20 protein-coding genes and 2 riboswitches are annotated in these 26,965 nt (G+C 59.1%); of the genes, 11 read left to right on the plus strand and 9 right to left on the minus strand.

The window, feature by feature from the left end; all coding sequences use genetic code 11:
• Positions 1–51: 51 nt before the first annotated feature.
• Positions 52–951, minus strand: coding sequence for a CE1 family esterase (locus ACOYW0_RS15090; protein WP_482414670.1), 900 nt, complete (start codon positions 949–951; stop codon positions 52–54).
• Between the two features lie 304 nt (positions 952–1,255).
• On the opposite strand from ACOYW0_RS15090, the gene ACOYW0_RS15095 reads away from it, so the two are divergent.
• The 4 genes from ACOYW0_RS15095 to ACOYW0_RS15110 all read left to right on the plus strand — a co-directional run bounded on the left by ACOYW0_RS15095 (position 1,256) and on the right by ACOYW0_RS15110 (position 5,666).
• Positions 1,256–2,422, plus strand: coding sequence for an ATP-binding protein (locus tag ACOYW0_RS15095; protein ID WP_482414671.1), 1,167 nt, complete (start codon positions 1,256–1,258; stop codon positions 2,420–2,422).
• Positions 2,419–3,774 carry a vWA domain-containing protein gene (locus ACOYW0_RS15100; RefSeq protein ID WP_482414672.1) on the plus strand — a complete coding sequence of 452 codons (1,356 nt, stop codon included), beginning with the start codon at positions 2,419–2,421 and terminating at the stop codon, positions 3,772–3,774. Before ACOYW0_RS15095 ends, ACOYW0_RS15100 begins: the two co-directional genes overlap by 4 nt.
• Positions 3,775–3,865: 91 nt before the next feature.
• Positions 3,866–4,561 carry a hypothetical protein gene (locus tag ACOYW0_RS15105; RefSeq protein WP_482414673.1) on the plus strand — a complete coding sequence of 232 codons (696 nt, stop codon included), beginning with the start codon at positions 3,866–3,868 and terminating at the stop codon, positions 4,559–4,561.
• 184 nt (positions 4,562–4,745) lie between these two features.
• Complete coding sequence (locus ACOYW0_RS15110; RefSeq protein WP_482414674.1) at positions 4,746–5,666, plus strand: transposase; 921 nt, start codon at positions 4,746–4,748, stop codon at positions 5,664–5,666.
• An 87-nt stretch (positions 5,667–5,753) separates the two neighbouring features.
• On the opposite strand, the gene ACOYW0_RS15115 is transcribed toward ACOYW0_RS15110, so the two are convergent.
• From ACOYW0_RS15115 to ACOYW0_RS15140, 6 genes are all read right to left on the minus strand, one after another.
• A complete protein-coding gene (locus tag ACOYW0_RS15115) occupies positions 5,754–6,704 on the minus strand; it encodes a class I SAM-dependent methyltransferase (RefSeq protein ID WP_482414675.1) in 951 nt (316 codons plus the stop codon).
• Between the two features lie 478 nt (positions 6,705–7,182).
• A complete protein-coding gene (locus ACOYW0_RS15120; RefSeq protein WP_482414676.1) occupies positions 7,183–8,217 on the minus strand; it encodes an ABC transporter ATP-binding protein in 1,035 nt (344 codons plus the stop codon).
• Positions 8,210–9,382, minus strand: a complete 1,173-nt coding sequence (locus tag ACOYW0_RS15125) for an ABC transporter ATP-binding protein (RefSeq protein WP_482414677.1) — start codon at positions 9,380–9,382, stop codon at positions 8,210–8,212. The genes ACOYW0_RS15120 and ACOYW0_RS15125 overlap by 8 nt, the downstream gene beginning before the upstream one ends.
• Before the next feature lie 2 nt (positions 9,383–9,384).
• Positions 9,385–10,311: an ABC transporter permease gene (locus ACOYW0_RS15130; protein WP_482414678.1), complete on the minus strand. Its 927-nt coding sequence runs from the start codon at positions 10,309–10,311 to the stop codon at positions 9,385–9,387.
• A gap of 103 nt (positions 10,312–10,414) precedes the next feature.
• A complete protein-coding gene (locus ACOYW0_RS15135) occupies positions 10,415–11,443 on the minus strand; it encodes an ABC transporter permease (RefSeq protein ID WP_482414679.1) in 1,029 nt (342 codons plus the stop codon).
• 14 nt (positions 11,444–11,457) lie between these two features.
• Positions 11,458–13,278, minus strand: a complete 1,821-nt coding sequence (locus ACOYW0_RS15140) for an ABC transporter substrate-binding protein (RefSeq protein ID WP_482414680.1) — start codon at positions 13,276–13,278, stop codon at positions 11,458–11,460.
• 448 nt (positions 13,279–13,726) lie between these two features.
• On the opposite strand from ACOYW0_RS15140, the gene ACOYW0_RS15145 reads away from it, so the two are divergent.
• The 4 genes from ACOYW0_RS15145 (at position 13,727) to ACOYW0_RS15160 (ending at position 19,812) form a co-directional block, all read left to right on the plus strand.
• Complete coding sequence (locus ACOYW0_RS15145) at positions 13,727–14,821, plus strand: M20 family metallopeptidase (RefSeq protein ID WP_482414681.1); 1,095 nt, start codon at positions 13,727–13,729, stop codon at positions 14,819–14,821.
• 684 nt (positions 14,822–15,505) lie between these two features.
• The gene (locus ACOYW0_RS15150; RefSeq protein WP_482414682.1) at positions 15,506–17,065 is read left to right on the plus strand and encodes a sigma-54 interaction domain-containing protein; all 1,560 of its coding nucleotides are present in this window, start codon (positions 15,506–15,508) and stop codon (positions 17,063–17,065) included.
• 264 nt (positions 17,066–17,329) lie between these two features.
• Positions 17,330–17,761 (plus strand): putative signal transducing protein, encoded by a 432-nt coding sequence (locus ACOYW0_RS15155; RefSeq protein ID WP_482414683.1) that lies wholly within the window; start codon positions 17,330–17,332, stop codon positions 17,759–17,761.
• Between the two features lie 195 nt (positions 17,762–17,956).
• A riboswitch (glycine riboswitch) is annotated at positions 17,957–18,061 on the plus strand.
• A 3-nt stretch (positions 18,062–18,064) separates the two neighbouring features.
• Positions 18,065–18,202: riboswitch (glycine riboswitch) on the plus strand.
• Between the two features lie 230 nt (positions 18,203–18,432).
• On the plus strand, positions 18,433–19,812 hold the full coding sequence (locus ACOYW0_RS15160) for an alanine/glycine:cation symporter family protein (protein ID WP_482414684.1): 1,380 nt from the start codon (positions 18,433–18,435) through the stop codon (positions 19,810–19,812).
• Positions 19,813–19,867: 55 nt separating this feature from the next.
• Here the strand turns inward: ACOYW0_RS15160 and ACOYW0_RS15165 are convergent, their stop codons facing one another.
• On the minus strand, positions 19,868–20,134 hold the full coding sequence (locus ACOYW0_RS15165; RefSeq protein WP_482414685.1) for a GIY-YIG nuclease family protein: 267 nt from the start codon (positions 20,132–20,134) through the stop codon (positions 19,868–19,870).
• Positions 20,135–20,388: 254 nt separating this feature from the next.
• A complete protein-coding gene (locus ACOYW0_RS15170; RefSeq protein ID WP_482414686.1) occupies positions 20,389–22,371 on the minus strand; it encodes a ribonuclease catalytic domain-containing protein in 1,983 nt (660 codons plus the stop codon).
• 309 nt (positions 22,372–22,680) lie between these two features.
• Between ACOYW0_RS15170 and ACOYW0_RS15175 the strand changes: the two genes are divergently transcribed.
• From ACOYW0_RS15175 to ACOYW0_RS15185, 3 genes are all read left to right on the plus strand, one after another.
• A complete protein-coding gene (locus tag ACOYW0_RS15175) occupies positions 22,681–22,980 on the plus strand; it encodes a hypothetical protein (protein ID WP_482414687.1) in 300 nt (99 codons plus the stop codon).
• A gap of 428 nt (positions 22,981–23,408) precedes the next feature.
• On the plus strand, positions 23,409–25,559 hold the full coding sequence (locus tag ACOYW0_RS15180; protein ID WP_482414688.1) for a CHASE2 domain-containing protein: 2,151 nt from the start codon (positions 23,409–23,411) through the stop codon (positions 25,557–25,559).
• Between the two features lie 15 nt (positions 25,560–25,574).
• A complete protein-coding gene (locus ACOYW0_RS15185) occupies positions 25,575–26,777 on the plus strand; it encodes a M48 family metalloprotease (RefSeq protein WP_482414689.1) in 1,203 nt (400 codons plus the stop codon).
• Positions 26,778–26,965: the final 188 nt, after the last annotated feature.

Below are 26,965 nucleotides of genomic sequence, written 5' to 3' on the forward strand. Positions count from 1 at the left end.
TGCTTTTTTAACTCACGTTAACCACAGAAGGCCTTTTTTGCGCTTGGGGGATTATGGCGTGGACCCTGTCATAAAATCCCAGGACATCTGGCTGACAGAGATGTCGCCGTGTTCGTAGAGGGCGTTGTGTCCGCCGCCTTTCAGGGTACAAAGGGTGACGGTGACCCCGTCGTCGCAGGCGCTGGTGGTGGTGCACCAGCTCGCCCCGTGAAAGTGGAGTTCGGCGGACCCTTTGATGCAGCCGTTTTTGTCGCACCAGTCGGCAAAGCTCTCCTCGGCGCCCATGTATGGGGCGTCTTCCAGGGGAATGGTGCCGCCTGCGTAGGCGATGGTGTTGTCTGAGGCGCCGTGGAAGTGGATGACGGGGATGGGGTAGTCCGGTGTGATGTCGGGCACGAGGACCGGCATGGAGGAGACGGAGACAGCGGCAAAGAGATCCGGGGCTTCCCGGCCCAGCCTGTGGGCCATGCCACCGCCGTTGGCGTGGCCATGGGCGTAGATTCTGCCGGCGTCGATGGCGCAGCGGGTCTGGAGGTGGGCCACGAGGTGCCGCGCAAAGCCCACGTCGTCGACGCTGTTGTTCTCTGCCTGGCCGCAGCAGGCCGGACCGGCATTCCACCCCAGGAGTCCCGGTGTTCCCGAGCCTTTGGGATAGGCCACGACAAACGGCTCGCGGTCCGCAAGGTGGGGGAACCCGTCTTTTTCCGCCTGGCCCGCCGGGGTGTCCCGGTGGCCGTGGAAGGAGAGCAGCAGGGGGAGGGGGACGCCTACCCTGTATCCTGAGGGGACATGCAGGTAGACCGGCCGCGTTTTTCCTTCGTACGAGAGGGTGAGTTTCCAGTTGCCGGGGCCCAGGGAGCCGCCGGGATCCTCGGTGTACTCATCATCGCATCCCGCCATGAGCAGCACACTGATCAGCAGCAGGCATGCAAGCAAGGGTTTCAGGTGCATGGGGCATTCTCCATGGTGTGTGATGGGTGGGCCGGAAGGGGATGAGGCCCTTGGACTTTGGGGAGGTGTACGTAACTGTTTAAGTTACCATGTGGATTCGATGTGTGTCAAAGCCAGCTCGGTCCGGCCAGCGCAGCATCGTGGGTAGAATGGTTATTCTAAATGGTGTATGGTGCACTGATCGTGTGAACATTGATGGCGTTTGGGGGCGTGTGCAATGGGGCTTTTTCCCCCGGGCCGTTACGCAGGAACAGAAGACGTGCATGGGCGGCATCACGGCTGCCCGCAGAAAGGCAGTGAGGGTATGCAGAAACGACCGGTGGAGGTGGATGCAGGGGAGATGGCAGAGATTCTGGACCGCTATCTGGACGCTGACGGCCAGGTGAACTATGCCGTGAAGATCGTGGGGCATCCGGGGATCGGGAAGTCATCCATCGTCAAGCAGGCGGCGGAGCGCAAGAACCGGTATTTCATCGATACCCGGCTTGCCTTCAAGGAGAATATCGATCTGGGGGGCTACCCGGTGCCGGACCATGAGAACCGGCGCATGGTCTATTACCGTCCCCGGTTCATTCCTCCTGAAGAGGTGCCTGAAGGATTTGACGGCATTGTGTGGTTCCTGGACGAAGCGAACCGGGCCCATCCCACGGTGATTCAGACCCTGTTTCAGGTGATCACCGAGGGGCGCTGCGGGGAGCACCTGCTGCCAGAAAAGACGGTCATCGTCATTGCAGGCAACCTGGGGGAGGAGGATCACACCCACATCACCGATTTTGACGACAGCGCCCTGGACGGGCGCCTGGGGATCTTTCACCTGAAACCCCTGGCCGAGCACTGGCTGAACTGGGCGCGCAAAAGCGGCATCCACCCCACGGTGGTCCGGTACATCTCCCGTTTTCCCGAGCGGCTCTGGGATGCGGCGGCCATTCACCCGAATCCCAGGGGGTGGCACCAGGCCTCCCAGGCCCTGTGTCTCTCCTACGGCCTGGAAGACGAAGACGCACTTTACAGAGCCCTTGCCGGGGAAGGGCGCCGGGCCGTGGAAAAGGTCCTGGCCTCTCTGGTGGGAGAGCTGGCCGCCTCGGATTTCGTCACCCAGATTCTTACCCCCAGGCAGCTGAGCACCCATGAGGTGCTTTCCGGCGATGCCGGGGCCTTTGCCCGGTTCAAAGCTGGGGAGGTGCCTGTTGAGGATCTGCTCTGGGCTGTGTCCGGGGCGGTGACGCGCATCCGCGAGAAAAAAATGGCCGGGGATGAAGGGCTCCTGGAGCCTTTGGGGTGTCTGCTCCGGTATGTGGCGGCATCCCGAGCCGATGCCCGCGTGAGCTTTTTCCTCATGCTGCTGAGGGAGTGCGGCGTCTTTTCTCAGATTCCCGATGCGGTGCGGGCTGTGTCCCAGGGGCAGGAGCAGGAAGAGATTCTCTCGTTGCTCACCGACGTGGTGTTTGACGGGGAGAAGGTACCGGCATGACCCCCTGGGATCCCCTGTTGAAGGAGCTTTGGAAGCGCAGTCGGTTCACCTCCTACTTTTACCAGCTGGTCTCCTTTGTCGAGGACAACAGCCTGCCCACCCTGGCCCTTACCGTTCGATCGGGGCGGGTGACCCTTCTGTACAACGGCGCGTTTGTCGAGGGGCTCTCCATGGAGGAGCGCATGGGGCTCCTGGTCCATGAGATGATGCACGCGGTGTTCGGGCACGACCATCGCGGCTTTCGGGATGAGCACCCGTATCTTCAGAACATGGCCCAGGACATGGTGATCAACTCCTGGATGGACGACCACCGTGGGACCTTTTTCTCAACAGGCGAGGCAACGCTTACGCTCCCCGAGGGCCTGCCAAGGATTCCGGCGGAGTTTTACGAGAAGACCGGTGAGAATGATCCTTCATGGGAGAGCGTGTATCGCTTTTTGAAAACGGATGAGCCCACTGTTCTGGGGGATTTTGCCGAAGGCCTCAAGGAGAATTTCCGGCCGAGCAAAAGCCGGGAGCAATCGGGACAGCCGGAGCCTGCCCCCATGACGCCGAATGAGGAGGGCAGGGCGGAGGACGGTGAGTGGTGCCTCTCGCCGGGCCAGGGCCAGCAGCTTCCCACGGGGGTGCATCGCATGGAAGATGCTTCGGCCGCCGTGAGGATACGGAAAAATGTCCGTGAGGCCCTTACGCTCTCCGGCCAGGATGTCAAGGCGCGGGACGAGCGGCTGGTCCGGGAGATCAGCACCTTGATCCAGCAGGTGGCAAAGGTGGACATCTCCCCCTTGAAGCGTAAGATCTGCACCATTGTGGCCCGGGGCACCCCGTCCCGGGAGTGGGAGTACAGCTCCGCCCGGTTCAACAGGCGCTATTTTACGGAAGGGATCTACTCGGCGGGGCGGCATTATGTGGACAAGAAGCTGTTGACGGTGGTGGTGGACCTTTCCGCCTCCATGGTGACGCGACCCGAGCAGATCGAAGAGGCCTTCGGGGCGGTGGAGTCCCTTCTGGACGGGTACCGCATCAACCTGCTGTGCATCGACGAGACCCTTTTCGTCCCGGAAAAACAAGGCGACCGCTTTGTCAAAGGGGGAAGCGAAACGCGGGTGTGCACCTACCGGCGCGGCGACTGGCGCCTGATCCGTTCGGGAAACAGCGGTACCACCTTTTTTTCTGCCCTGTTCAATCGTTATCTCCTTAACCATCGGGAGATGGTGGTGGTGATCACCGACGGGGAGATCTACGACCTGGAGCGGCTGCTCCCCTACCAGCGGACCCTGTGGCTTCTTCCCTCCACGGCCCAGGGATTCCACGCCCCCTTCGGCGACGTCGTCAGACTGGAACGGAAGTAAAAGGGGACAGGCAAATTTCTCTATTTACCCACGACAACCACCCGGGCTCTTGGTGAAACCGTCAGGGTGCACGGCTTTTGGAGCAAAGCATATGCCACAATCGTTACATACGCTGACCGATTCGGAATCAATTGTTGAGATGGGAGCCGCCGGTGGTGATTTTTCGGTGGCAGAAGGCCTTCGCCGACTCGTTGTGCTGGGGGACGGGCAGGCCATTTACAAGGCCGGTTTGCGCTGGGAAGGTTTTGATACTGCCGACGGCTTGACGGCGGTCATCGGGTTACGGGATGCCGAAAGTCTTTATAAATGCGGATGGATGTGGAAGGGCTTTGATTATGAACGGGGCATGGACGCGCTTTTTTCATGGGCCGGTGCCCGGTATATCTACCTTGCAGGCCTTAACTGGAACACCTTTGACGCGGCAAGGGGGCTTGAGGCCCTGACCAGGGCCGGTGATCCAGAACAGATCTGTTATGCAGGCTTTCACTGGAAGCGGTTTGATTACGAGCAGGGGATGAAATCTCTTTTGGAGATCGCATCCCCCGAGCACCTTTACAAAGCGGGCGCCAGGTGGCCGGTCTTCGACTATGCTGCTGCCTGGGATGTCATGGAAACACAGGTAGCGGAAGGCGAAAAGTGGCGTGAAGAGGCCTTTGATCAGCCCTTTTGGCGTCAGGCCTTGCGGTGTATCTGGTTACGCAAACGAAGCCCCGACAATCCGATAAAGGTTCCCATGCCCAAGGGTGCCACAAAGGAAAAACGACAAGGCGGCAGCTGGTCGTTGTAAAAAAAAGGTAATAAAAGGGACAGGCAAATCAGCGTTGACATATGCTGGTTTGTATATCATAAGAATATCAGAACTTTGAGGCCTGTATGTTTCTTTATTCCAGTATGTTAGAAGGCTGGGCTTAATCCATCCACCAATTGACCACCCTGCAATACGATTCCATGATCCGATGAAGGAGGTGCCAATGCCCCGAAGTCTGAGAATGGTAGTACCCGACGAAAGCACTGCGTATCACATCATTTCACGAACGGCCTTAGACGGTTTGCCCTTCGGCGATATCGAAAAAGAAGCGCTGGTTGATATCATCAAAAAATTCAGTTCGATCTATTTTGCAGATGTCCTGGGCTACGCTGTCATGGGAAATCATTTTCATCTGCTGGTCACCATGCATACCGAGATGCGGGCTTCCGATGCGGAGATAAGGCATCGCTATGGCCTCCTGTACGGAGAAAAGACGGTTTTTCCTGAGGGGAAAATGTCTCATTTTCGGAGCAAATGGTGCAATTTGTCCGAGTTCATCAAAGAGATCAAACAGACGTTTTCACGGTTTTACAACAAAAGGTATGATCGCAAAGGGACCCTTTGGGGGGAACGGTTCAAGAGTGTGATTCTGGAAAGGGGGGAAGCGGTTGTACGTTGCCTTTCCTATATTGACCTCAATCCCGTACGTGCAGGCATCGTCAAAAGGCCGGAGGCCTACAGGTGGTGCTCCATGGGCTATCATGCGCAGACGGGCAATCGCGACGGCTTTTTGTCCCTTGATTTCGGGTTTGTGGACTTTGGTGTGGAGGACCCTGAAGATCGGCTGATCCGGTACCGGGAGTACATGTACCATGCCGGCTCCCTCGAAAAAGAGGGAAAGGGGGCCATTCCCCGGAGCATTCTGGATAATGAAGTGGCCCATGGGTTCAAGATCAGTGGATCCTCCCTCGTGAAGGGCAGGGTACGACATTTTACGGAGTCCGGGGTGATTGGATCCCGCGCGTTTGTGGAGGCGACGTGTCGGCGTTTCAAGAATAAGTCCTTCTCGACTAGGGCGCGCATACCCAGAGTGATCGAGGGGGGCGGAGGGCTGTTTGTGGTGAAGAGGGTGAGTGACACCTGAAACCGGTTGGCTGCAGGTGTCGTGTCAACAAGGGGAGTGGGTTTGATTTAAATTTGCCTGTCCCTTTTGCATCTTCACCTAAGTGTATCACACGGTGATCTTCCAGCACCGGTGAATGGTTTTTCGTTTGCTGATGTAATCTTCCGGAATGGTTGTGTGGGTGATTTCCTCGAAGTCGGTGACAGGAAGAACATCGAGCTTGGGGGTGAAATCCTGGTGGTTGGTGGAGAAAAAAATTGTGCTGCCCGGCTTCATGATGGCCACCACGGCGTTTAGCAACCACGGGTGGTCTTTATCGATATCAAAGGCCTCGCCTGTGGTCATGGTGGTGGAGTAGGATGGTGGGTCCACCACAGCGAGGTCAAAAGTGCGCCCTTCTTTTTTTGCAATTTCCAGAAATTCCGGTGTGTGCTTTTGAATGACCTCGTTGCTCTCTGAAGAAAGCCCATTGAGTTCGAGGTTCTCTTTAACCCAGTTGGCGGCTGTTTCGGAGCGATCCACGCTGGTTGTAGTGGCTGCGCCTCCCTTGGCCGCGTAACAGGTAAAGGCACCTGTGTAGCAATAAAGATTCAGAAAATGTTTCCCTTGGGCCATCTCTCGGACCATCAGCCGTGTGTTGCGATGGTCGGAGAAGAGCCCGGTGTCCACATAGTCGCATGGGTTGACATAGAATTTCAGGTCCCGTTCTCCCATGATAATTTTGGCGTCGGTATGGTCGATACGCTCGTACCGTTTGCCGTTTTGCCTTCCTGCCTTGCGCTGCTTCAGGTGGACCTTCTCCATGGGAACGTCAAAGGCCTTGGCAAGTGCCTGCCCCATCATGGGGAGCCATTCGGGTGTTGACTGGGCACGGGTGTATTCTCCCACCACAAGGTGTCCTGCGTACCAGTCGACCACTGCCCTGATCTCTGGAATATCCCAATCATAGATCCGAAACACCTCGATTCCCTGCTTGGCAAAACGTTTTTTCAGGTGTTTGAATTTTTTCTTTGCTTTGTTGGCAAGCATCTCTCCTTGCCGCAGATATTTATTTTCCATAATGGGATCCATGTCGTGCCTCGCCCTGTATATATGCCGCGCAAGGCATGTGCACCTTCCTCTTTTTTCGGAAGGCGATGCCGTGCTGCGGAGATGAGTGTGATAAAATGCTCGTTTTATAACAGAATGGGGGAGAAGGGTCCATGGCCTCAAATGTGAATCAGCCGTTCCGACAAATTTCCCTTCACAAACAGTAATTGATCAACTGTGCCTCCAGCGGATCGCTTTTTGAAAACGCTTGGCATGAACTTTCGGCCCCTTCCCTTTTTACCGCTTAGCCCCGTTAAGCCTGAAACCAACGAATCCGAATAAACCCAAGAAGCGCTTAAAACCTGTTTGTCAAACTTTTTAAAAGTTTGGCCCCCGGCAGGGCCGCCGGAGGCAACACCACTCCGATCCGAATCGAATTGAAAAATAAACTTGCCTGACCCTTTTTTTTCTTCGATCGATCTGGGTGTGGGGTGTGCTGTTGGGGTGGTCACTGGGCAGTTTGGCTTTGTTTGAACAGGGCTGGCGTTTCGTGGCTGCGATGGCAGGCCACCATGTGGCCGTCGCCCATGTCCGTGAGGAGGGGCTCGGTTGTCAGGCAGGTGTCTTCGGCAAAGGGGCAGCGGGTATGGAACCGGCAGCCCTGTGGCGGGTTCAGGGGGCTGGGAACGTCGCCTTTCAGAAGGACCCGCTGTCGTGTGGCGTCCGGATCTGTGCTGGGGATGCCGGAGAGAAGGGCCCAGGTGTACGGGTGGAGGGTGTTTTCAAAAAGATCGTCCGTGGCGGCGAGTTCCACGATTTTACCCAGGTACATCACGGCGATGCGGTCGGCCATGTACTTCACCACCAGAAGGTGGTGGGTGACGAAGAGGTAGGTCAGCCCCATCTTTTTTTGCAGGCCCTGGAGCAGGTTGAGGATCTGGGCCTGCACCGATACGTCCAACGCGCTTGTGGGCTCGTCCAGGACAAGGCACTCCGGGTTGGTGGCGATGGCCCTGGCAATGGCGATGCGCTGCCTCTGGCCCCCTGAGAATTCATGGGGGTAGCGATACAGGTGGGAGCGGTCCAGACCCACCAGTTTCAGGAGTGCCACCACTCTGGCCTCCAGTTCAACGGAGGTGAGGGACTCTTTTTCGATGATGGGCTCGGCGATGATGTGCTTGACCAGCATGCGTGGGTTCATGGACGTGGTGGGGTCCTGAAAGACCATTTGCAGCCGGTGGCGGAGGTCCTTTTTTTTGAGCTGCCTGGGGGAGAGGTGGGTGATCTCCACCGGCGCGTCTTGATCCTTGGGGTGAAAGACAATGGCCCCGGAGGTTGTCCCATGGAGCCGGATCACGGCCTTTGCGGTGGTGGTTTTGCCGCACCCGGATTCACCCACAATGCCCAGGCATTCGCCCCGCCTGATGGTAAGGGAGACGCCGTCCAGGGCCTTGACGGAATTCACCTGTCGCCTGAGCACCCCGCCCAGGACAGGGTAATGTTTTTTCAGGTCCACCAGCTCCAGAATGGTCTCGTCAGGCATTACTCTTTTCCTTGTTTCCATACAGGTGGCAGGCCACCCTGTGGTTTTCTCCAACGGGTTGAAGCTCGGGAACCTCGGTTCTGCATCGCTTCATCACGTGGGGGCACCGGGGGTGGAACCTGCACCCCTGCGGTGGATTCACGAGGTTGGGCACCGCACCGTCAATGCTCTTAAGCTCGCCTTCTTGGTGAAAGCGGGGCACCGAGTCCATGAGGGCTTTGGTGTACGGATGTTTCGGCCCCTGGAAAAGATCGGTGACGTCGGCCTCTTCGCAGAGGGTCCCGGCATACATCACCCCCACGCGGTCGCAGGTCTCGGCCACCACACCCAGGTCATGGGTGATCATGAGGATGGAGGTAATTTCGGTCTCTTTCAGTTCGTGCAGCAAGTCGAGGATCTGTGCCTGCACCGTGACGTCTAAGTTGGAGGTGGCCTCATCGGCGATGAGCAGGTCCGGCTTGCAGGCCAGGGCGATGGCAATGATGATGCGCTGCTTCATGCCGCCGGAGAGGTTGTGGGGATAGCTCCGGGCCACCTCGTCCGGATGGGGGATGCCGAGGCGCCCGATGATCTCCGTGGCACACCGGAACGCCTCTTTTTTCAGGCGCGTCTCCCAGCGTTTCAGGATCGGGATGCGACGGGAGAGTCGAAGCAGAAGGGCCTCCGGGTTCGATGCGGTGCGCGTATACAGAACGTGTTGCAGCCACCTGCTTCCCGGGAAGACCCGGGTGTCGGCATCGGCCAGGTCCGAAAGGATTTTTTGTGCCATGGAGCGCCTGCGGTGAAAGAGAAAACTCTCCGCCACCTGGTCCCCCACCCGCAAAATGGGGTTCAGGGCCGCGTTGGGCTCCTGGAAGATCATGGAGATGCGGTCCCCCCTCAGCCCCTGCATCCAGGCTTCGGACTGGGCGATGAGGTCCACGGGGGCTTCGCCGGCACCTTGCCCGCCGTAAAACAGCACCTTGCCGCCCACGATGCGTCCGGGCTCCTGGATGATGCGCATCATGGAGCGAACCGTTACGCTTTTCCCGCACCCCGACTCCCCCACGAGGCCGAAGGTGATGCCCCGGTCCACACGGAGGCTTATTCTGTCCAACGCTTTTACCACCCCTTCGTAGGTGTAAAAGTGGGTGGTGAGATCCGTTGCTTCGATGAGGGGGGCCATGGTCATCTCCTTCGCTGCTTCGGGTCGAAGGCGTCCCTCAGGGCATCGCCGATGAGGTTCCAGGCCAGCACAAAAAGGATGATGCAGATCCCGGGGATGGCCACGGTGTACCAGAATCGCAGCGGGTCTTCCGGCGGTCCCACAATGTAGTTACGGGCCAGGGCCACCATCTGACCCCAGTCCGCATAGCCCTTGGGTGCTCCCAGCCCCACAAAGCTCATGAAGGAGGCGGAGATGACCATGGACCCCATGTCCATGGAGGCCATGATGAGTACGGGGTAGATGGCGTTGGGGAGGATGTGGCGTGCGATGATTTTTGTATCGGAGCGCCCCATGAGCCGGGCCGCCTGCACAAAATCCCGGTCCCTCAGGGTGAGCACCTCCGAGCGGATGACCCGCACATACCAGCGCCACTCCACAAGAGCCAGGGCGATCATGATGTTTTCAAGGCCCCTGCCGAAGGCCACCACAATGGTCATGGCCAGCACCAGGAGCGGCACGGACCAGACAATGTCCACGATGCGCATGAGGATCTCGTCGAACCATCCCCCGTAGTACCCTGAGATTACCCCGAGAAAGGTGCCGAAGCATCCGGCGATGCCCACCACAAACAGGCCGATCTTAAAGGCGGTTCGCGTGCCCCAGACCACCCCGTAGTAGATGTCGTACTGGCCGGAGGTGGTACCGAACAGGTGCAGGTCGCCCGGCGGTTTCGGCGTGGGGGAGAACCCGGTGTGGGGCATCTGGTAGGGGGCGTGGGCGTATTTCGGCGGTGCAAGGTACGGCGCGGCTAAGGCCACGGCCACAAAGAAGAGGAGCAGGCCGAAGCCGATGAGGGCCGAGGGGTTTCGAAAAATCCGGTGCAGGGTGAAGGTGAACTCTCGCCATCTCGGGTGCCTGGTTTGTCTTGGCTCCGGTGCTGGGTCCATAGGAGGTGCCTTTCAGCAAGCAGGTGTTCTGGTTTGCAGCAGGGAGGTGCCGGTGGGTGCCGTCCCCGCGTCGCTTCCGTGGCGATCCGGGCATCATCACGTGTTATGTGAGCCGGATCCTCGGATCGACCTTCGCGTAGAGGATGTCGATGACAAGGTTGGAGACCACAAAGACAACCCCCATGAACATGCAGACACTCATGAGCACGGGCATGTCGAGCTGGGTGGCGGATTCAGCCAGCCACCACCCCATGCCCTGGCGGCTGAAGACCACCTCCACGGCGATGGAGCCTTCCATGGCAAGGGCCACGAGCTGGCCTGCCACGGTGATTACGGGGATCAGGGCGTTGGGCCTGGCGTGGGCCCGGGTGATGGTGTGGGTGTCGGCTCCCTTGGCCCGGGCGGTGATGATGTAGTCCTTGCCCATCTCTTCGATCATGCCCGATCGCATCACCCGCATGAGAAGGGCCACTACCACGATGATCTGGGTAATGACCGGCAGGACGAGGTGGGCCAGGGCGTCACCGGTGATCCACAGCTCGCCGTTTAAGATGCCGTCCACGGTGTACATGCCGGTGTAGCGGATAAAATTCGGGCTCCTGGCCACCCACAGGGCCGTGTGGGTGGAGACGATGCCCGGCTGAAAAAGGTCCAGATAGCCGTAGAAGACCATGAGCAGCACCAGGGCAAAGAGAAAGGTGGGCAGGGACCAGCCGATGATGGCGGCAATGCGGGTTCCGTGGTCGAGCCAGGTGTCCCGGTGGACCCCCGAGAGGGTCCCGAGCCAGATGCCGATGAGGATCACCAGGGGAGAGGCAAACAGGTTCAGCTCCAGGGTGACGGCAAAGTAGCCCCAGAACGCCTCGGTGACGGGCCGGGCAGCCACCAGGGACCATCCCAGGTTGCCCGAGGCCACCTCTTTGACCCAGCGGGCATACTGCACCGGGAAGGGGTCGGTGAGCCCGAACTGCTCCACGATCCTGGGGATGTCTTCGGCCTGCTGGGGTGTGGTGACGTAGGCGGCGGCCCGCCTCTCCGGGCTGAAGGTCATGAGAAGCCCGAAGATGAGCACCGACACCCCGAACAGCACAAAGAAAAGGAACATCAGGCGACGCGTGATGTAGGCTGTCATGGCTGGTTCCCCGGCTATTGGGTGGCGGCGTCCGACTTGGAGAGCCGCTTAAGATCCTCCCAGGCCGTGTCCAGCATGGGGTGCGGGACAAATCCCCTGATGTTGCTGCGGTAAACGAAGTTGTCGATTTTCTGGTAGATCATGCAGCCGATGGCCTCTTCGTACCAGAGATTCTGGAGGCGCTCATAGATGGTCCGGCGTTTTTCGGGGTCCACCTCAAACCGGCCCTCTTTGCAGAGACGGTCCACCTCTTCGTTTTCATAGGCCATGTACTTGCCGTAAACCCCTTCGGAGCTCATGAAGGTAAACATGAAGTTGTCGGGGTCGGGGTAGTCGGCGCCCCAGCCGATGATGAAGATGGGATACCTGTATTTTCGGTAAGCCACTGTGTAGTCTTTCCAGTCCACGTTGCGCACCTCGATCTGGAATTTGGGGCTCAGGCTCATGATGTTTTCCGCCAGCATGTGGGCGGCGGCTTCCCGCTGGGCGTTGCCGGTGTTGTGGGTGATGACCATCTTGAAGCCCTTTTTCCACAACTCACCCCCCCAGGCCTGCTTCATTTCCTCTTTGGCCATTTCCAGGTCAAAGTCGTAGATGGGGACACGGATGTTGTAAGGCATGCCGCTGGCGTTGGGGCTGGTGGGCATGACCACGCGATCGTCCCAGACGTCCTTGGCGTAGGTGCTGCGGTCAAAGGCGTGGAGGAAGGCCTTTCGCACGTGGGGGTCGGCAAAGAAGTCTGGGGGGATCCCGTCCCCGTCAAGCTTCCCGCTGCCGATGTTGGGGTTGGCCTCGGGATTGACCTGGCGGCAGAAGAGGGCTGCCGTCACCGAGAGCTGGGGCACGGCGTGGATCACCACGTCTTTCATGGCCTGCACTTCGGACAGGTACTGGGTGTCCACCAGAACGCGGTCGGCGTCGCCGTTCTGAAGGGCCAGTTTCCGTGAACTCCACTCTTTGTTGTACCGAATGACGGCAGTCTTCAAGGCGGGCTGCTCGCCCCAGTAGCCGTCGAAGCGTTGGAAGATAAAAACCTTGGAGGGCTCCCAGGTCAGCATGGTGTAAGCGCCGGTGCCGTTGGTGATGTGGTGCAACGGCTCGGCCCCGAAGGCAGGGTTGTTGTGGGCTGCCGCGGTTTCCAGGGTGCCGTCCCAGCCGCCGTGCTCAATGGTCCACTCCTTGTCGAGGATGGCGCCGCAGTTGGCGTAGGCAAGGAGGGCCAGCAGCGGGGGAAAGGGGCGGGGCAGGGTCAGGACCACGGTGTCGCCGGAAACGGCAACGCTCGCATCGATTTTTTCAAAGATACCGGGCTTCAGGGTGCCTCCCTTGGTCCGGGTGCTTGTTTCACCCACCAGGGCTTCCAGAAGCATCCAGATGGGGCCGCCGTCCTGGTCCACCACCATGTGGCGTTTGAGGGAGTAGGCCACGTCCTCGGGGGAAAGGGTCCCCCCTGCGTGGAAAGTGACGCCCTTTCGGATTTTGAAGGTGTAGGTCTTGCCGCCGTCCGAAATGCCGCCGTTTTCCACGGTGGGGACCTCTTCGGCCAGGACGGGCACGAAGGCATCGGTGGCCGAGCCGTCAAAGGCCACGAGGGGCTCGTAGATGTTCATGATGCGCTGATGGGAGACATTGTCGTAGGCGCATGCGGGGTCAAGGGTCCGGACCGTTCCGTAATCTTCGAAGACAAAGGTGTCCGGGTTTTTTACTTCCGGTTTGACCACTTTGATTTTGGTGGGTCCCTGGGGGGCCTCTTCAGCGGGGCCGCTACAGGATGTGGCAAAAAAGAGAAACAAGAGGAAAAACAGGGTGCGTTTCAACACGCTTGATGGGCTCATGGATTTTTCCTTTGTGCGGGTGATCGGGTGCCCGGAACGGGTCGCCTGGTCGTGTTATGTGCTTCTTTTTGATTGCTCTTTACTTTAAACGCAGGAAGGCTTGGTGATCTTTGTTGAAGAGGCTACCACAAAGTGAATCGCGCTTCAAAGGCGAAGTTTGCTTTCCTCGCGGCGAGCTATTCCCCTCCGGGGTCTTGCTTGCTGATTTTCTTTGGAATACAACAGGAGGAATCCTCTCCTTTAATGGCGGTGTCAGCAAGAGCGCGACGGCGGGCGAACGGAGAGGCGGAGCGTGGTGTCTCCATGCTTCGGATTATGATGCGCCCGGTGGGGAGCCCGTTTTCCCGCTGGCGGAGTCTTTTCGCGTCGCTGTCGGAAAACGGGCGCGTCTGCCGGGTGAGGGCTGCCTCGGCGGATGATGCCACAGAGAATGCAAGGATGTGTGAGTATGGACGAGATGGTTCCCCTGTTGAAACGCCTGATTCAATTTCGTTCCGTGGCCGATCGGCCGGATGAGATCACGGCCTGCGCCGATTTTATCGAACGCTGGATGACGGAGGCGGGCCTCACCGTAAATCGCATGGAGGTGGACGGCACCCCCTCCCTGTGGGTGACACCCACTGCCGACGCCGCACCGGTGCTTTTGATGGCCCACTTTGATGTGGTGCCTGCAGAAGACGAGCTCTTTACCCCCCGGGAAGAGGGGGGGCGGCTTTACGGCCGGGGGGCCGTGGACGATAAATACGCCGTGGCCTTGTGCATGGTGCTTGTGAAAGCGTGGCTCGACCGCCTGAGGGCGGAAGGCAAAGGTCAGGAGGCCCTTCCCTTTGGCGTGCTGTTGACAGGTGACGAGGAGACCGGTGGATTCAACGGGGCCGGTGAGGCCTTGAAGCGCGTGTCCTGCGACTATTGTGTGGCCCTGGACGGCGGAAGCCCGGAGCGCCTGGTGGTCCGGGAAAAAGGGATCGTGCGGCTCAACCTCACCGCCCGGGGCAAAGGGGCCCACGGGGCCCGCCCCTGGCTGGGGGACAATGCCATCGATACCCTGCTGGACGATCTGATGAGGGTGCGGCGTCATTTTATGGAGACCCGTGAGGACCACTGGCACCGAACCCTGAACATCGGCTGCATCCAGGGAGGCAGCGCCGTGAACCAGGTACCGGGCGAGGCCCGGGCAAAGCTCGATATCCGTTACACCGAGGCCGACGATCCCCACGCCCTTATTGAGGCGATACGGGCCGACGTGGCCTCCGAGGTGGAGGTGGTTTCCGTGGACACCCTCTTCAACGGCGGGGACGGACCGGTGACCCGATTCCTGGCAGAGCTGGCCGGGAACATCGAGAAAGTGGCCGAGCATGCGTCCAGCGACGCCCGGTTCCTGAACCGGACCGGCACACCCGGGGTCATCTGGGGGCCACAGGGAAACATGAGCCAGCACACCGACGAAGAGCATGTGGAGATCGAGAGCCTTTACAGCCTGTATGGGGTGCTGGACAGGTTCGCGGAGGCGGTGTTCAATCATGAGGTGACCCTCAGGCCATAACCCGGAAGCATCTCTTTGGTTACCGGAACGTTTTTGCGGAGCTTTTTTCAAAAAGCGACCCGCCGGAGGCTTTTTTGAGCTGACTTTCTACCTAATGCCGGTGTTCGTTTAAAAATGGCCGGCCAGGCCAGGGAGCCTGGCCGGCCTGTCCGGGTAGGAGGGCCTTCACCATGTCGGGCAATCATGTGAAGGTCCCTGTGGGGCGGGATGTTTTTGACGCCCTGTGGTCCGGCGTTTGTTACGCGGCGTTGGCAGGGCGTTTTTTTTGAGACCTGAAGGCCGTGTACGTCTTAACGAACGACGTTCGGAAAACTACGCTGAGCGTTCCATTGTCTTGACATCGGGCCCGACTGCTGCCTTTGCCGAGGCGGGCGCTGCAGGCGAAATGTGCGCCGGAGGAATCCGTAAGGGCAAGGGGGGATATTCCCATGTCTTGCGCGAGGCAAGGAAATGGAAACGTGAATGCCTGACTTTCGGATTCCGCCGGCACAGCGAAGATTCGGACTTGGAAAGGTGGATCCTGACGTGTGGGGTCCGAATATTCTGCCTATGAGATAAACCAAATATCATGCCAGGGTTTCAGGTTGAGTATTATTGAGGGGTTGCGGTGCGGGTGGTGGGTATGGTAAACGAGATATCGTGACCAATGCACGAAATATCGTTTAAGTACGGAATGGAGGAATTGTGTCCGACCGGTTTCGAGAAGTCGCCCGACGTATCTTCAGCAGCCTGGAGCTGGAGTCCGCCCTCTTTGACGCGTATACCTACCTCAAGGGGATCATGCCCTTGGACGGCGCGTTCATTACCTCCTATGACCATGGCCAGAAAAAAGCGCGGGTCATCGCCCTTGCCTGTGCCGAGGGAGGGATCGGGCTTGATGAGATGATCTCCATCTCCGACGGAACCTGGGAGAGGATGGGGGCCTGGCACGAGGAATCCCTTCAAAACCCCACCCCCTGGATCCGCGACCATACCCATCCCATCAACAAAGAATTCATGGGGCTGGTGAAGCACTGGCTCCCCTCGGTCCGAAGTCGTCCCGAAGGATTCCAAAACCTGTGCTGCACCATCTCCTGCGCGCTGAAAAACCAGGGTGAGATCATGGGCAACCTGATCCTTGCCGCGGCAGGGGAGTCCCTTTATAACGAAAGCCATCTCGACGTGATGAAGGATATCTGCGAGCCCTTTGGCATGGCCCTGGCCAATGCCATGCGGTTCAAGGACCTGGTCCGGGATCACCAGGCCCTTCAGCGCGACACCCGGCAGATGACCGGTGACGTCATGATCGGCTCCCACGGGGGACTGGGCGAGGTGCGGCGCCTCATTGAGCAGGTGGCTCCCACCGAGAGCCCGGTTTTGCTCTTCGGAGAGACAGGGACAGGAAAAGAGGTGGTGGCCGGAGAGATCCACAAGCTTTCGCCCCGATGCAAAGGGCCGCTTATCCGCTTGAACTGCGGGGCCATCCCGGAGTCTCTCATGGACTCCGAGCTGTTCGGGCATCAGAAGGGGGCCTTTACGGGGGCCTTTGAGACCTCGGTGGGTCGGTTTGAGCGGGCCGCCGGAGGGACCCTGTTCCTCGATGAAATCGGAGAGCTGCCCATGGCCGCACAGGTTAAGCTGCTTCGTGTGCTCCAGAGCGGGGAGTTCGAGCGGGTGGGCGGTACCCGGGTGATGCAGGCCGATGTGCGCATCATTGCCGCCACTCACCGGAACCTCGAGGCCATGGTGGCCGAAGGGACCTTTCGTTCGGACCTCTGGTTCCGCCTCCATGTGTTTCCCCTGGGGATTCCCCCCTTGCGCAGGCGAACCGAAGATATCCCGGCCATGGTGGACCACTTTATCCTCCGCAAGACCCGGGAGATGAACCTGCCGTACCGCCCGCGCCTTGAGGAGGGCGCCCTGGCAACCCTGATGGACTATCACTGGCCCGGCAACGTCCGGGAGTTGCAGAACCTTGTGGAGCGGGCCCTCATCCTTTCTGGCGGGCGCCCTTTGCGCTTTGAGGCCCTTTTGAACCGGCCCGCCCCCAGGACGGAGACAAAGGCCTGGGAAGTCACAGAGCCCCTCTCCGGAACCTTCGACGAGATGGCCGCTTCCTGGATTCGCAAAGCCCTCGTCCTGTGCCAGGGGAAAATTGCGGGCCCCAACGGCGCTGCCGAACGCCTCGGCCTTCACCCCAACACGTTAAGAAGCAAGATGAAAAAGTACGGCATCTCCCTGAATCGCCATGTGAATGTGGATTAAAAAAAGGGGACAGGCAAAAATTGGCGGGGCGAGGGATGCGAGGGCATGATACGTTGTCTTTGGGCTCGGCCATCAGTCCATCCTGTTTTTTTCCCTTTTATTTGCCTGACCCTATTTTATTCTTTCGTTCCGAAATAAAAAAAAGGACAGGCAAAACAAACCAAGGACATGGCGATCCTATCCCGGACCTACCCGCTGTTTTTTTGTTCTGTTGTTTTGCCTGACCCCTTTTGACACGGCTTCGGCCACAACCAAAGCGAGGGCATGATGCCACAGGAATCACTGGTTACCATCGCGACCTTTACCGCACCTCACGAAGCCCATCTGGCCAAGGCCCAGCTTGAGTCCAGCGGCATCGAGGCCTTTGTGTTTGACGACAACCTCGTGGGCATTCATCCCTGGTACTCTCTGGCCGTGGGCGGTGTGAAACTGCGGGTGTTTGCATCGGATCGCCAGGACGCCCTGGCCGTCTTGGGGTACCGGGATCCCCTGGCGGAGACCGAAGAGCGGTGCCCACGGTGCGAAAGCTTTGACGTGGATTGTGAGCGAAACGTGGGGTGGCGGCTTCGGATGTGGCGTGGGATCTTGCTGCTGGTTTTCCTGGGCATCCCCTGGTTTTTCCGACGCAGGCGGTGGGTCTGCAATGTGTGCGGTCACCAGTGGAACGGTCCCGTGGACAAGGGGCCGGGTTCATAAACGGGACCCCCACGGTTCAGTTGTGTGTGGCGTTGTTCCATTGTTTTTCTTTTTTATAATTTATTCGTGTGCGCATTCTTTGATTTTTGGCGCAGCGACTGTTCAGGGCTTGATAAATTCTCCAGAAGGTGTAGAAGAAGTGCCTTACCTGCGGCGCCTCGGGCATGGCCCGGATGCGCTGCGGGGACAACTCGGATGAAAACAGCAGGAGAGACCTTTCGGCGCGTTGTTGCGAGTGCGATGCGATGGGAAGGCACCGAAGAAGTAAATCTTTCAGGTAAAAGGGACTGCTGTTGGACGAGCCTCTGGAGAGTCTCAATATTCGGGGGCTCTGCACAACCCAAGGGTTGTGCGGAGCCGCTTTTATTGAGCGCCGAAGGAGCAAGCTGCCGCACCGTATCGCACGGGCGGTGGTGAAACTCTCAGGTACAAGGGACAGAGTGGCATGGCAGATCAGAACCGCCGGTATCGATTCCGGTGCGCGCTGGCTGTCGTGAAAACTGAAGTAACATCAGTTGGTAGTGCCTCTTTTTTACGCCTTTCTCTTAGCAGACCGATCCATTCATCCACATTATTCATCTTATTTCATTATTGAAGCGGCAGCCAAACGCCGTGATCATGCCCTGTGCTTTGCCTTGTTGTGCGCACACGGGCTGGAAAGGAATGATACTGTGGAAAATTTTGCACAACTTTTGGGAACGATTGATTCCTTTGTCTGGGGGCCTCCCCTTCTGATCCTCCTTGTGGGAACCGGGATTTATCTCACCGTGGGCCTTGGCCTGCTGCAGATCACCAAGCTGCCCCTGGCCATCAAGTATCTCTTCAGCAAGGACCACGGCGACGGGGCCCAGGGGGATGTGTCGAGCTTTGCCTCCCTCTGCACCGCCCTTTCCGCCACCATCGGTACGGGAAACATCGTGGGTGTGGCCACCGCCGTCAAGGCCGGCGGTCCCGGAGCGATCTTCTGGATGTGGGTTGCCGCGTTTTTCGGCATGGCCACCAAGTACGCCGAAGGGCTCCTGGCCGTGAAATACCGGGTGGTGGACGAAAACGGGCAGATGTCCGGCGGCCCCATGTACTATATTGAGCGGGGCCTCGGAAACAAATTCCTGGCCAAGATGTTCGCCCTGTTCGGCATCGGCGTGGCCTTCTTCGGCATCGGGACCTTTGCCCAGGTCAACGCCATCAAGGACGCGGCCCTGCTGAGCTTTCACATTCCTGTTCCGGTGACGGCAGCGATCCTCACCGTGCTGGTGGCCCTTGTCACCATCGGGGGGATCAAACGCATCGCCCAGGTGGCCTCGGCCATCGTGCCCTTTATGGCCATCTTTTTTATTCTGGCCTCTGCCGTGGTCCTGATCCTGAACCTGTCGAGCATTCCGGCCGCCGTCTCCCTGGTGATCCAGAGCGCCTTCAATCCCGAAGCCGCCTTCGGGGGCGCAGCGGGCGTCACCATGATCATGGTCATGCGAAGTGGCATTGCCCGCGGGGTCTTTTCCAACGAGTCGGGCCTGGGCAGTGCGCCCATCGCAGCGGCCGCCGCAAAAACAAACTCCTGCGTGCGTCAGGGCCTCATTGCCATGACAGGCACCTTCATCGACTCCATCATCATCTGCACCTTAACCGGCCTGGTCCTGGTGATGACCGGCACCTGGAACGATCCGTCCCTTGCCGGGGCTGCCATGACCAACACCGCCTTCAACATCGGCATGGGAAGCGGCATCGGTCAGTACGTAGTCACCGTGGGCCTGATGTTTTTCGCCTTTACCACTATCCTCGGCTGGAACTACTACGGGGAGCGCTGCACCGAGTACCTTTTCGGTATCAAGGGCATCAAACCCTACAAGCTGATCTATATCGTCCTGGTGGCCTCAGGTTCCTTTCTCCACCTCAGCCTTATCTGGACCCTGGCCGACATCGTCAACGGGCTCATGGCCATCCCCAACCTCATTGGTCTTCTGGGCCTGAGCAAGGTGGTTTTCTCCGAAACCCGGAGCTTTTTCAGCGGCCTCTCCGTGGCCGCCAAAGCCGAAAAAGGCTTTCAGTCATAAGACGGGTAGAACGTGAGCCCTTGGTGACGCATGGGTGGCCGCGATAAACGGCCACCTATGACCTATGACCTGTTTTTTCAGCCCTTATCATCTCGAGCTTTGTTTTCCGGGGAAGTTTTTTGATGCGGTATTCGAGGCGGGATGCTTCAGATCGGTCTTTCACCGAGACCTGGTAGACCATGGTCACGGGGAGGCGAGCCCGGGTGTAGCGGGCGCCGACGCCTGCGTTGTGTTCGTCAAGGCGTCGCCCGGGGTCGGTGGTGATGCCTGTGTACAAGGTGCCGTCTGCGCATTCAAGGATGTAGAGATACCATGGTTTCATGGGGGCACTGTAGATCATTAAAAGTGGTGGCGCCAGCATGAAGGTGGCCCGGCCTGTCAAAACAAAAAGCCCTGCCGATGAATCGGCAGGGCTTTTTTATGCTGAACCAGGTGGAGGCAAGGAGCGGGGCGGTCTGGCCGGTGCTTGGTTCACCGATCCTTAAGGCCCGGAAAGGCCCTTGACACAAGCACACTATCCCATTTTTTTACTCACTACTCACTACTCACTACTCACTACTCACTACTCACTACTCACTACCCAACAAACACCGCAAAATTGTCTTTTCGCGCATCGGCGTGCTGGATCACGGTCTGGACCATGTCTCCGGACTTGAGGCTCAGGCCGCTGGCCGGGAGCATCACCTCCATCATGTAGTCCGGCAGGAGGACCTGGAAGCTGTGGCGGCGCTTGTCCAGGACCAGCCCTTCCACGCGTTCGCCGACTTTGGACTCCAGGTACTTAAGGATCCAGTATCGGCGCCGGTTGGACTGAATTCGCCCGATGCTGCCCATGGGGATGTCGAGGTGCTGGGAGACCTCGGCCACCTCATCCTCGGTGTACGGCTCTTCCAGGCCCATGACGGATCGGATCTGGCGCTGGGAGACAAGGTCGTAGTAGCGCCGGATGGGGCTGGTGGCCGTGGTGTAGGCGTCGAGGCCGAGACCGGAGTGGTGGCCTGCCTTCTGGCTGATGTAGGCCCGTGAGAGCTGCTTCCTCTGCATGCAGTTGAGGTAGAGGGACGCCTCTTCCCCCTTGAACAGGCGTTCCTTGGGATCGGGCTGGAGCCGGAAGAACGAGGGCAGGTTGTGGCGGGCCAGAAAGCTTGCCATGAGCCAGTTGGACATGATCATCAGCTCTGCCACCATCATGCGGGAGGGGCTCTCCCGGTCCACGGTGGAGATGACGGGGGTGCCCTCTTCATCCAGGTGGACATTGACCTCGGGCAGGCTCAGGTGCACGGCACCGCTGTCCAGTCGCTTCTTGCGGAAAGCCTGTCCGATCTTGATGAGGGTGGACAGGTCTTCGTCCCCTTCCTTGGCCAGGGTGTTGGCCCCTGTGTAAGTGAGCTGGCGCCGGACGGTGACGATTGTGGGTACCACCTCAAAGTCTTCCACGGCGTGGAATCGGTTCAGGGTGATCATCACGCTGATGCAGGGGCGCACCGTGCCTTCCACCAGGCTGCAGAGGTTGTCCGAAAGGTCCGAGGGCAGCATGGGGATTTTCTGGTCGGGCATATAAATGGAGCTGCCGCGGGACAGGGCCCGTTTGTCGATGAGGCTGCCCCGTTTGACGGACTCGGCCACATCCACGATGTGGATGCCCAAAAGGGTCTTGCGGTCGTCCAGGCGCTCAATGGTAACGGCGTCGTCGTAATCGGTGGTGAACCTGCCGTCGATGGTGATGGTGGACAGGTGGGTGAGATCCCGCCTGCCTTCGAAGGAGGCCGGAGCCTCCTCCACCAGGCGTTTCGCTTCAGCGAGCACCTCGTCGGAGAAGTGTCGCGGCACCTCCATGCGGATGAGGTCGATGTTTTCGTTTTCGTCGAACACGTCGAGTTTCACCAGCAGGCGAAAGACCGTTTCGTGGGAGGAGATGTTGGCTTCTGCGAGGATGGCCTTGGCCATGTCGAAGTGGCGGCTCTCCCGCTCCTCGATGTACCACCCCTTGAGGCAGGCGATGATCTCCATGGCGTGCTCGCAGGGGCCGGGCTTTTTGTCTCCCAGGAGGCCCTTGAGCCAGGCCGCCCCTTCGGTGATGACCTTCAGTCGCCTCTCCTCTTCCCGTTTTTTGGCGAGCATCTGCTCCACCTGTTCCGGGGTGTAGGGGAGGAATCGGTCGTGGTCGAACTTGAACCAGGTCCGGTTTTCGAAGAACGCCCGGATGATGGCTGACTTGTGGTCGGAGGTCACGGCTTCGGAGAAGCAGTATTCCGCCATGGTTGTGAGATCGATCCACTCCCCTTCTTCATTGAGCAGTTCCCACAGCTCTTTGAGGTCGATCTCCTGTTTGAGGGATTCACGACGGGCGACGGTGGCCTTGAGGGCTTCCACCATGGTGGCGCGGCTGGCCGATTCAGAAAGGGCGTCGTCCGAGGTCAGGGATATGCGGGAGGCGGAAAGGCTCACCTCTTTATCGCTTTCGGTGATGAGTCTCAGGCGTTTACCTTTGACATCTGCCACCGCGGCGCATATCAGCTTCTGCTGATCTATGTATTCGATGATGGTTCCAGATTTCATAACTAATCAGGATATCAACGGCACCCCTGAAAGTCAATTCAAGCCATAAAAACCCCGGTGCCAGCGCCTTTACCTGTGCCGTTGCCTCTGGTGGGTCGCCTTTTGAAAAACGTATTAAAAAAGGGGACAGGCAAAAAAAACGGTGCTGCTTTATGGCCGGGGCCAAGGTGCTTTTTTTGCTTTCATGTGTGGTGTTAAGAGGAATAAGAGATGGCAGGGCAGGGCAAGGGGTGGTACTATTCACCGGAGTGAACAGGGCTTTGTACCTGGCGGTCGGGCCCTAACCGACGGGATCTTTTAGGAGGGATCGTGACACAGATCGAACTGGACGTGAGCCGTCACTGCATCGCCAGCGAGGTGAAGAGGCTCCATAATCGTCGTATCTCCGATTACTTCAAGGGACGCGGAAACAAGGAGTCCCTGGAAACCCAGATAGCGCTCCTTACCCGGGCGCTGGAGGAGCTGGACCTGCCGGCCCTGAGGGGCAAGGATGCCCGCCTTGCAGGGGGGGAGGCCGTTGATGTGGTGTTGAAAGGCGTCGAGGGCAAGCCCCTTGCCATCACCGTCTCCGGGGAACCCGTGGACCTGTCGGGGGTTGAGCGGGGCTGAGGCCGCCCCGGCTTTCTTTACCCTGTATATTTCACGAGTCGAGTGCACCCATAGCCGCAGGGTGGCGGCATCGCCGTGTCAGGCATCAGTAAAAAGCAGCCGGCACTATTTCAGCGAAGCCTGGGAAAACTTACCTGACATCTTTATTGTTCTACGTTTAAACGTTTTGTCCCCGGCAGGATCGCCGCTGGAGAGGCACACCTGTGCCATCGCTTTTAACATACGATGCGGGGCTCTTTGCACGTCAATGGAATCGTCTCGGTAAGGCGGTTTTTTGCTGCATGGGATGCCGCGTGTTGTGACTCGGGTCACTGGAAAAATCCGGGATTCGGGCTATACTTTGTTTGTGTTCATGCCAAAAAGAGGCGCCGGGTTTATCGGTCGGGCGCCCGGAAGCGGGATCGGATGCGTGTGGGTAAAGGAGGGGTATGGAGACGGTAAAGAACTGGCCGGCCATGGTGGCGGCCCTGGCCACTGCCTGTGTGGCGACCCTGGTGGTGGGGCTTTTTTCATTTTCCCCTGTTTATCAGAACATGCGTCACGCAGCCTTTGATGCCGCCCTTCGCATGGTAACGGACGAGGGCACGGCCGACCCCGATATGGTGATGGTGGCCATTGACGACGCCTCCATCCGCAACCTGTCCGAAGCGTATCATGTGAACTGGCCCTGGCCCCGTGAATTCTACGGGGTGGTGACCGGCTACCTGGCCGACGCCGGTGCCCGGGCCGTGGTTTTTGATATGCTGTTCACGGAAAAAGAGGTGGACCGCCTGGATGTGGACGCCGAGTCTTCTGAGCAGGCCTTTGCCCAGGCCATCCAGGAGTCCGGCATCGTGGTGCTGGGGTCGGTGGTGTCCACCAACGGCGACGGCCGGTTGTCCGATGACGGGGTCATGGTCTTTGAAAACAGCGGGATGCTCAAGCTGCCGCCATACCACAGCATCACCATGCCCATTGACTCCCTTGGGGCCCATGCCACAAACGGCGTGGTGAATTTTCTGGCCGATGACGACGGCACGGTGCGGCGCATGCCCCTTTTTTTCCGTGTGGGGGAGCGCCTCTACCCCCAGCTCGCCTTTGCCGCCTACCTGGCGGTGACCGGCGATGAGGTTGTGCGCTACGACCCCCGGAAACGCGAACTGGTGACCAGAAAGCGCACCTTTGCCCTGGACGCTCAGGGCAATCACATCGTGTACTGGCACGGCAAGGGGGGGAGTGGCGGGGTCTACCGCTACGACAGCTTTTACGACACCCTGCGCTCTGCGGTCCAGGCCCTGGGCGGGGAGACGCCGGTGATTGCCCCGGAGGCGTACAAGGACAAGGTGGTGGTGGTGTGCGCAACGGCTCCGGGCCTCACGGATTTGAAGACCACTCCATTTACGGCCCTGGCGCCTTACCCCGGCGGTGAGATCCAGGCCACCCTTCTGGATAACTACCTCAACGGCCACGGGATCCGCGGCCTGGGGTTTGTCTGGCTGGTGCTTTTTTCCTTTGCCGGCAGCTTTCTGGCGGCTGTGGCCTTTACCTCCAGGTCGTTTCCCGTGGCGGCCCTGACCAGCGGCGTGTTGCTGCTGGTGCCGCTTGGGGGCAGCTGGGTTCTGTTTCGCACGGGGGCCGTTGCCGCGGATTTTCTCTTTCCCATGGCATCCCTGGGGCTTTCCGCCTCGGGCGCTGCGGTTTACCGCATGGTCACGGAAGGGGCGGCGCGCCGCCAGATTCGGACGGTTTTTTCTCGATACCTGCATGAGGATGTCATCAATCAGCTCATGAAGGACCCGGACAAGGTCTCCTTAGACGGGGTGGAGTGCCACGGCACGGTGTTGTTCACCGACCTCCAGGGGTTCACCACCTTTTCCGAGGACAAGACGCCCAAGCAGCTCATCAAGGTGCTCAACGACTATTTTCAGGTGGTGACGGACATCGTGCTGGACCAGGGGGGGCTCCTGGATAAGTACACCGGAGACGGGATCATGGCTGTGTTCGGGGCGCCGGTGGACCGCAAGGACCATGCCCGGGCCGCCTGTGAGGTGATCCTTGCATTTCGCCGGGAAAAGGTGAACGAGATGATCTCAACGGACAAGGGCAACATCCTGACACGCATCGGCATCAGCAGCGGGCCGGTGGTGGTGGGGAACCTTGGCAGCACCCGACGCATGGATTTTACCGCCATCGGGGACACCGTGAACCTGTCGGCCCGGCTGGAGGGGGTGAACAAGGCCTACGGCACCACCAACATGCTCTCGGAGCAGACCTGGGAGCAGGTGAAGGACGAATACGTGTTCCGGGAGCTGGACTGCATCCGGGTAAAGGGTAAGAACAAGCCCATCCGGGTCTTTACCCTGGTGGACCGCCTGGAGCATGTCACGGACCGAATGCAGCAGGTGGAAGACGCCTTTAAAGAGGCCCTCTCCGCCTATCGACAGAAGATGTGGGACGATGCCATCTCCCGGTTTGAGAAGGTGCTGGCCCTGGACCCGGACGACAAGCCCAGCGCCGCCTACATCGACCGGTGCAGGCTTCTCAAGCATACCCCCGAGCTGGTGGACGCAGACGGGGTGTTTACATTTAAGACCAAGTAATCTCATGGAGGGACCATGAAAACGATTCAATGCATGACGGCGATGCTGGTGATGCTCTTCTGCGGCGCGGCCTTTGCCGAGACCATTCAGGTGTCTTCCGCCTCCCTGCGGCAGAACCCCGGCTCGTTCTATCCGGTGGTGTCAGTCCTGAACAAAGGGGACGAGGTGACCATTCTGAAGACCCACGGCATGTGGCGCCGGGCAAAGACCGCGGACGGCCAGACCGGGTGGGTGTCTGAAAACGCCTTCAAGGCCCAGGGGCGCTCCATCGATTACGGCCTCATGGCCCAGGATACCTCGGGACGTCGCATGGCAACGGTGATGGTCACCGCTGCGGTGAAGGGTTTTTTTGAAAACAGGGTGCGCACCGGCAACCTCAACCGGGCCCTGTTTGAGGCGCCCTTTGTGCGATACGTGACCCCAGAAGGGTACGGGGCGTTCAAGGAAGAGACCTTCAGGGGCCGCCGGTCCCACGGGTATTTCCTCTCGAAAACCCCGGTGTACTCCAAGGGGCCCTTTTTTATCAGCGAGCAGATGGTGGCGGTGAGCGCCTACATCACCGGGCGCCTTGCCGCCCCGGGGCTGGTGACCGACAGGGCCCTTGTCTCCTACGTCAACAACGTGGCCCAGCTGGTGGCAGAGAGCTCGGAGTTTTATGATCTGCCCATCAGTGTCCATGTGGTGGATACGGATGCCATCTTTGCCAACGCCACCCCCATGGGAGTGATCCTCGTGTCCAGGGGGATGCTGGATATCATCCGCAGTGAAAATGAGCTGGCCTGTCTCCTGGCCCACGAACTTTCCCACGTGACCCTCCAGCACGGTGCCATCGAAACCGAGGCGAGGAAATCCAAGATCCATGCAGAGGATGCCTTCGCCGAGATGGACGATGAGCTGGGCAAGGATGAGGTGGAGCAGGAACTCGATGACCTGGCCATGGACATGTACGAACATGCCATCAGGGGGCGCAAAGAGGTCTACGAGATGGAGGCCGACGCCCGCGGTGTGCTCTACGCCAAACGGGCGGGCTACGACCCCTCCGGTATGGCCACGCTCTTGACCCGCCTAAGGCGCGTCCAGGCCGATGTGCCCTGGGACGAAGAGCCTTCCCACTGGCTTCCCAACTCCATGGGCCGCAGGATCAATGCTCTGCCCAAAAAGACGCCGTCAGGGGACTACGTCAATTTCGGCAGCCGGTACAACCGGATGGTGCGTTAAAAGAATTCCCCAGACTATTTGAACACATCAGGCCGTGGATGATCCCTTGGATCATCCACGGCCTGTTTTGTTTTTGGGGGGCTATGGGGGAAGAACCAGGCACCATGGTGGAACCGCAATGGGCTTCGTCTTTTGATGAGGTTCAGCCTTACTGGCTCGTTTTGAATAACGCTTGGCGGTGACCTTAA

The organism is Desulfoluna sp. HI9BLuna (genome assembly GCF_056829775.1).

What these genes read in the sequence shown, in the direction of transcription:
- ACOYW0_RS15130 (WP_482414678.1), bottom strand. Translation starts at nt 10,311, where the DNA reads ATGGACCCAGCACCGGAGCCAAGACAAACCAGGCACCCGAGATGGCGA.
- ACOYW0_RS15125 (WP_482414677.1), bottom strand. Translation starts at nt 9,382, where the DNA reads ATGGCCCCCCTCATCGAAGCAACGGATCTCACCACCCACTTTTACACC.
- ACOYW0_RS15105 (WP_482414673.1), top strand. Translation starts at nt 3,866, where the DNA reads ATGCCACAATCGTTACATACGCTGACCGATTCGGAATCAATTGTTGAG.
- ACOYW0_RS15110 (WP_482414674.1), top strand. Translation starts at nt 4,746, where the DNA reads ATGCCCCGAAGTCTGAGAATGGTAGTACCCGACGAAAGCACTGCGTAT.
- ACOYW0_RS15145 (WP_482414681.1), top strand. Translation starts at nt 13,727, where the DNA reads ATGGACGAGATGGTTCCCCTGTTGAAACGCCTGATTCAATTTCGTTCC.
- ACOYW0_RS15180 (WP_482414688.1), top strand. Translation starts at nt 23,409, where the DNA reads ATGGAGACGGTAAAGAACTGGCCGGCCATGGTGGCGGCCCTGGCCACT.
- ACOYW0_RS15095 (WP_482414671.1), top strand. Translation starts at nt 1,256, where the DNA reads ATGCAGAAACGACCGGTGGAGGTGGATGCAGGGGAGATGGCAGAGATT.
- ACOYW0_RS15170 (WP_482414686.1), bottom strand. Translation starts at nt 22,371, where the DNA reads ATGAAATCTGGAACCATCATCGAATACATAGATCAGCAGAAGCTGATA.
- ACOYW0_RS15135 (WP_482414679.1), bottom strand. Translation starts at nt 11,443, where the DNA reads ATGACAGCCTACATCACGCGTCGCCTGATGTTCCTTTTCTTTGTGCTG.
- ACOYW0_RS15120 (WP_482414676.1), bottom strand. Translation starts at nt 8,217, where the DNA reads ATGCCTGACGAGACCATTCTGGAGCTGGTGGACCTGAAAAAACATTAC.
- ACOYW0_RS15090 (WP_482414670.1), bottom strand. Translation starts at nt 951, where the DNA reads ATGCACCTGAAACCCTTGCTTGCATGCCTGCTGCTGATCAGTGTGCTG.
- ACOYW0_RS15140 (WP_482414680.1), bottom strand. Translation starts at nt 13,278, where the DNA reads ATGAGCCCATCAAGCGTGTTGAAACGCACCCTGTTTTTCCTCTTGTTT.
- ACOYW0_RS15185 (WP_482414689.1), top strand. Translation starts at nt 25,575, where the DNA reads ATGAAAACGATTCAATGCATGACGGCGATGCTGGTGATGCTCTTCTGC.
- ACOYW0_RS15165 (WP_482414685.1), bottom strand. Translation starts at nt 20,134, where the DNA reads ATGAAACCATGGTATCTCTACATCCTTGAATGCGCAGACGGCACCTTG.
- ACOYW0_RS15155 (WP_482414683.1), top strand. Translation starts at nt 17,330, where the DNA reads ATGATGCCACAGGAATCACTGGTTACCATCGCGACCTTTACCGCACCT.
- ACOYW0_RS15115 (WP_482414675.1), bottom strand. Translation starts at nt 6,704, where the DNA reads ATGGAAAATAAATATCTGCGGCAAGGAGAGATGCTTGCCAACAAAGCA.
- ACOYW0_RS15100 (WP_482414672.1), top strand. Translation starts at nt 2,419, where the DNA reads ATGACCCCCTGGGATCCCCTGTTGAAGGAGCTTTGGAAGCGCAGTCGG.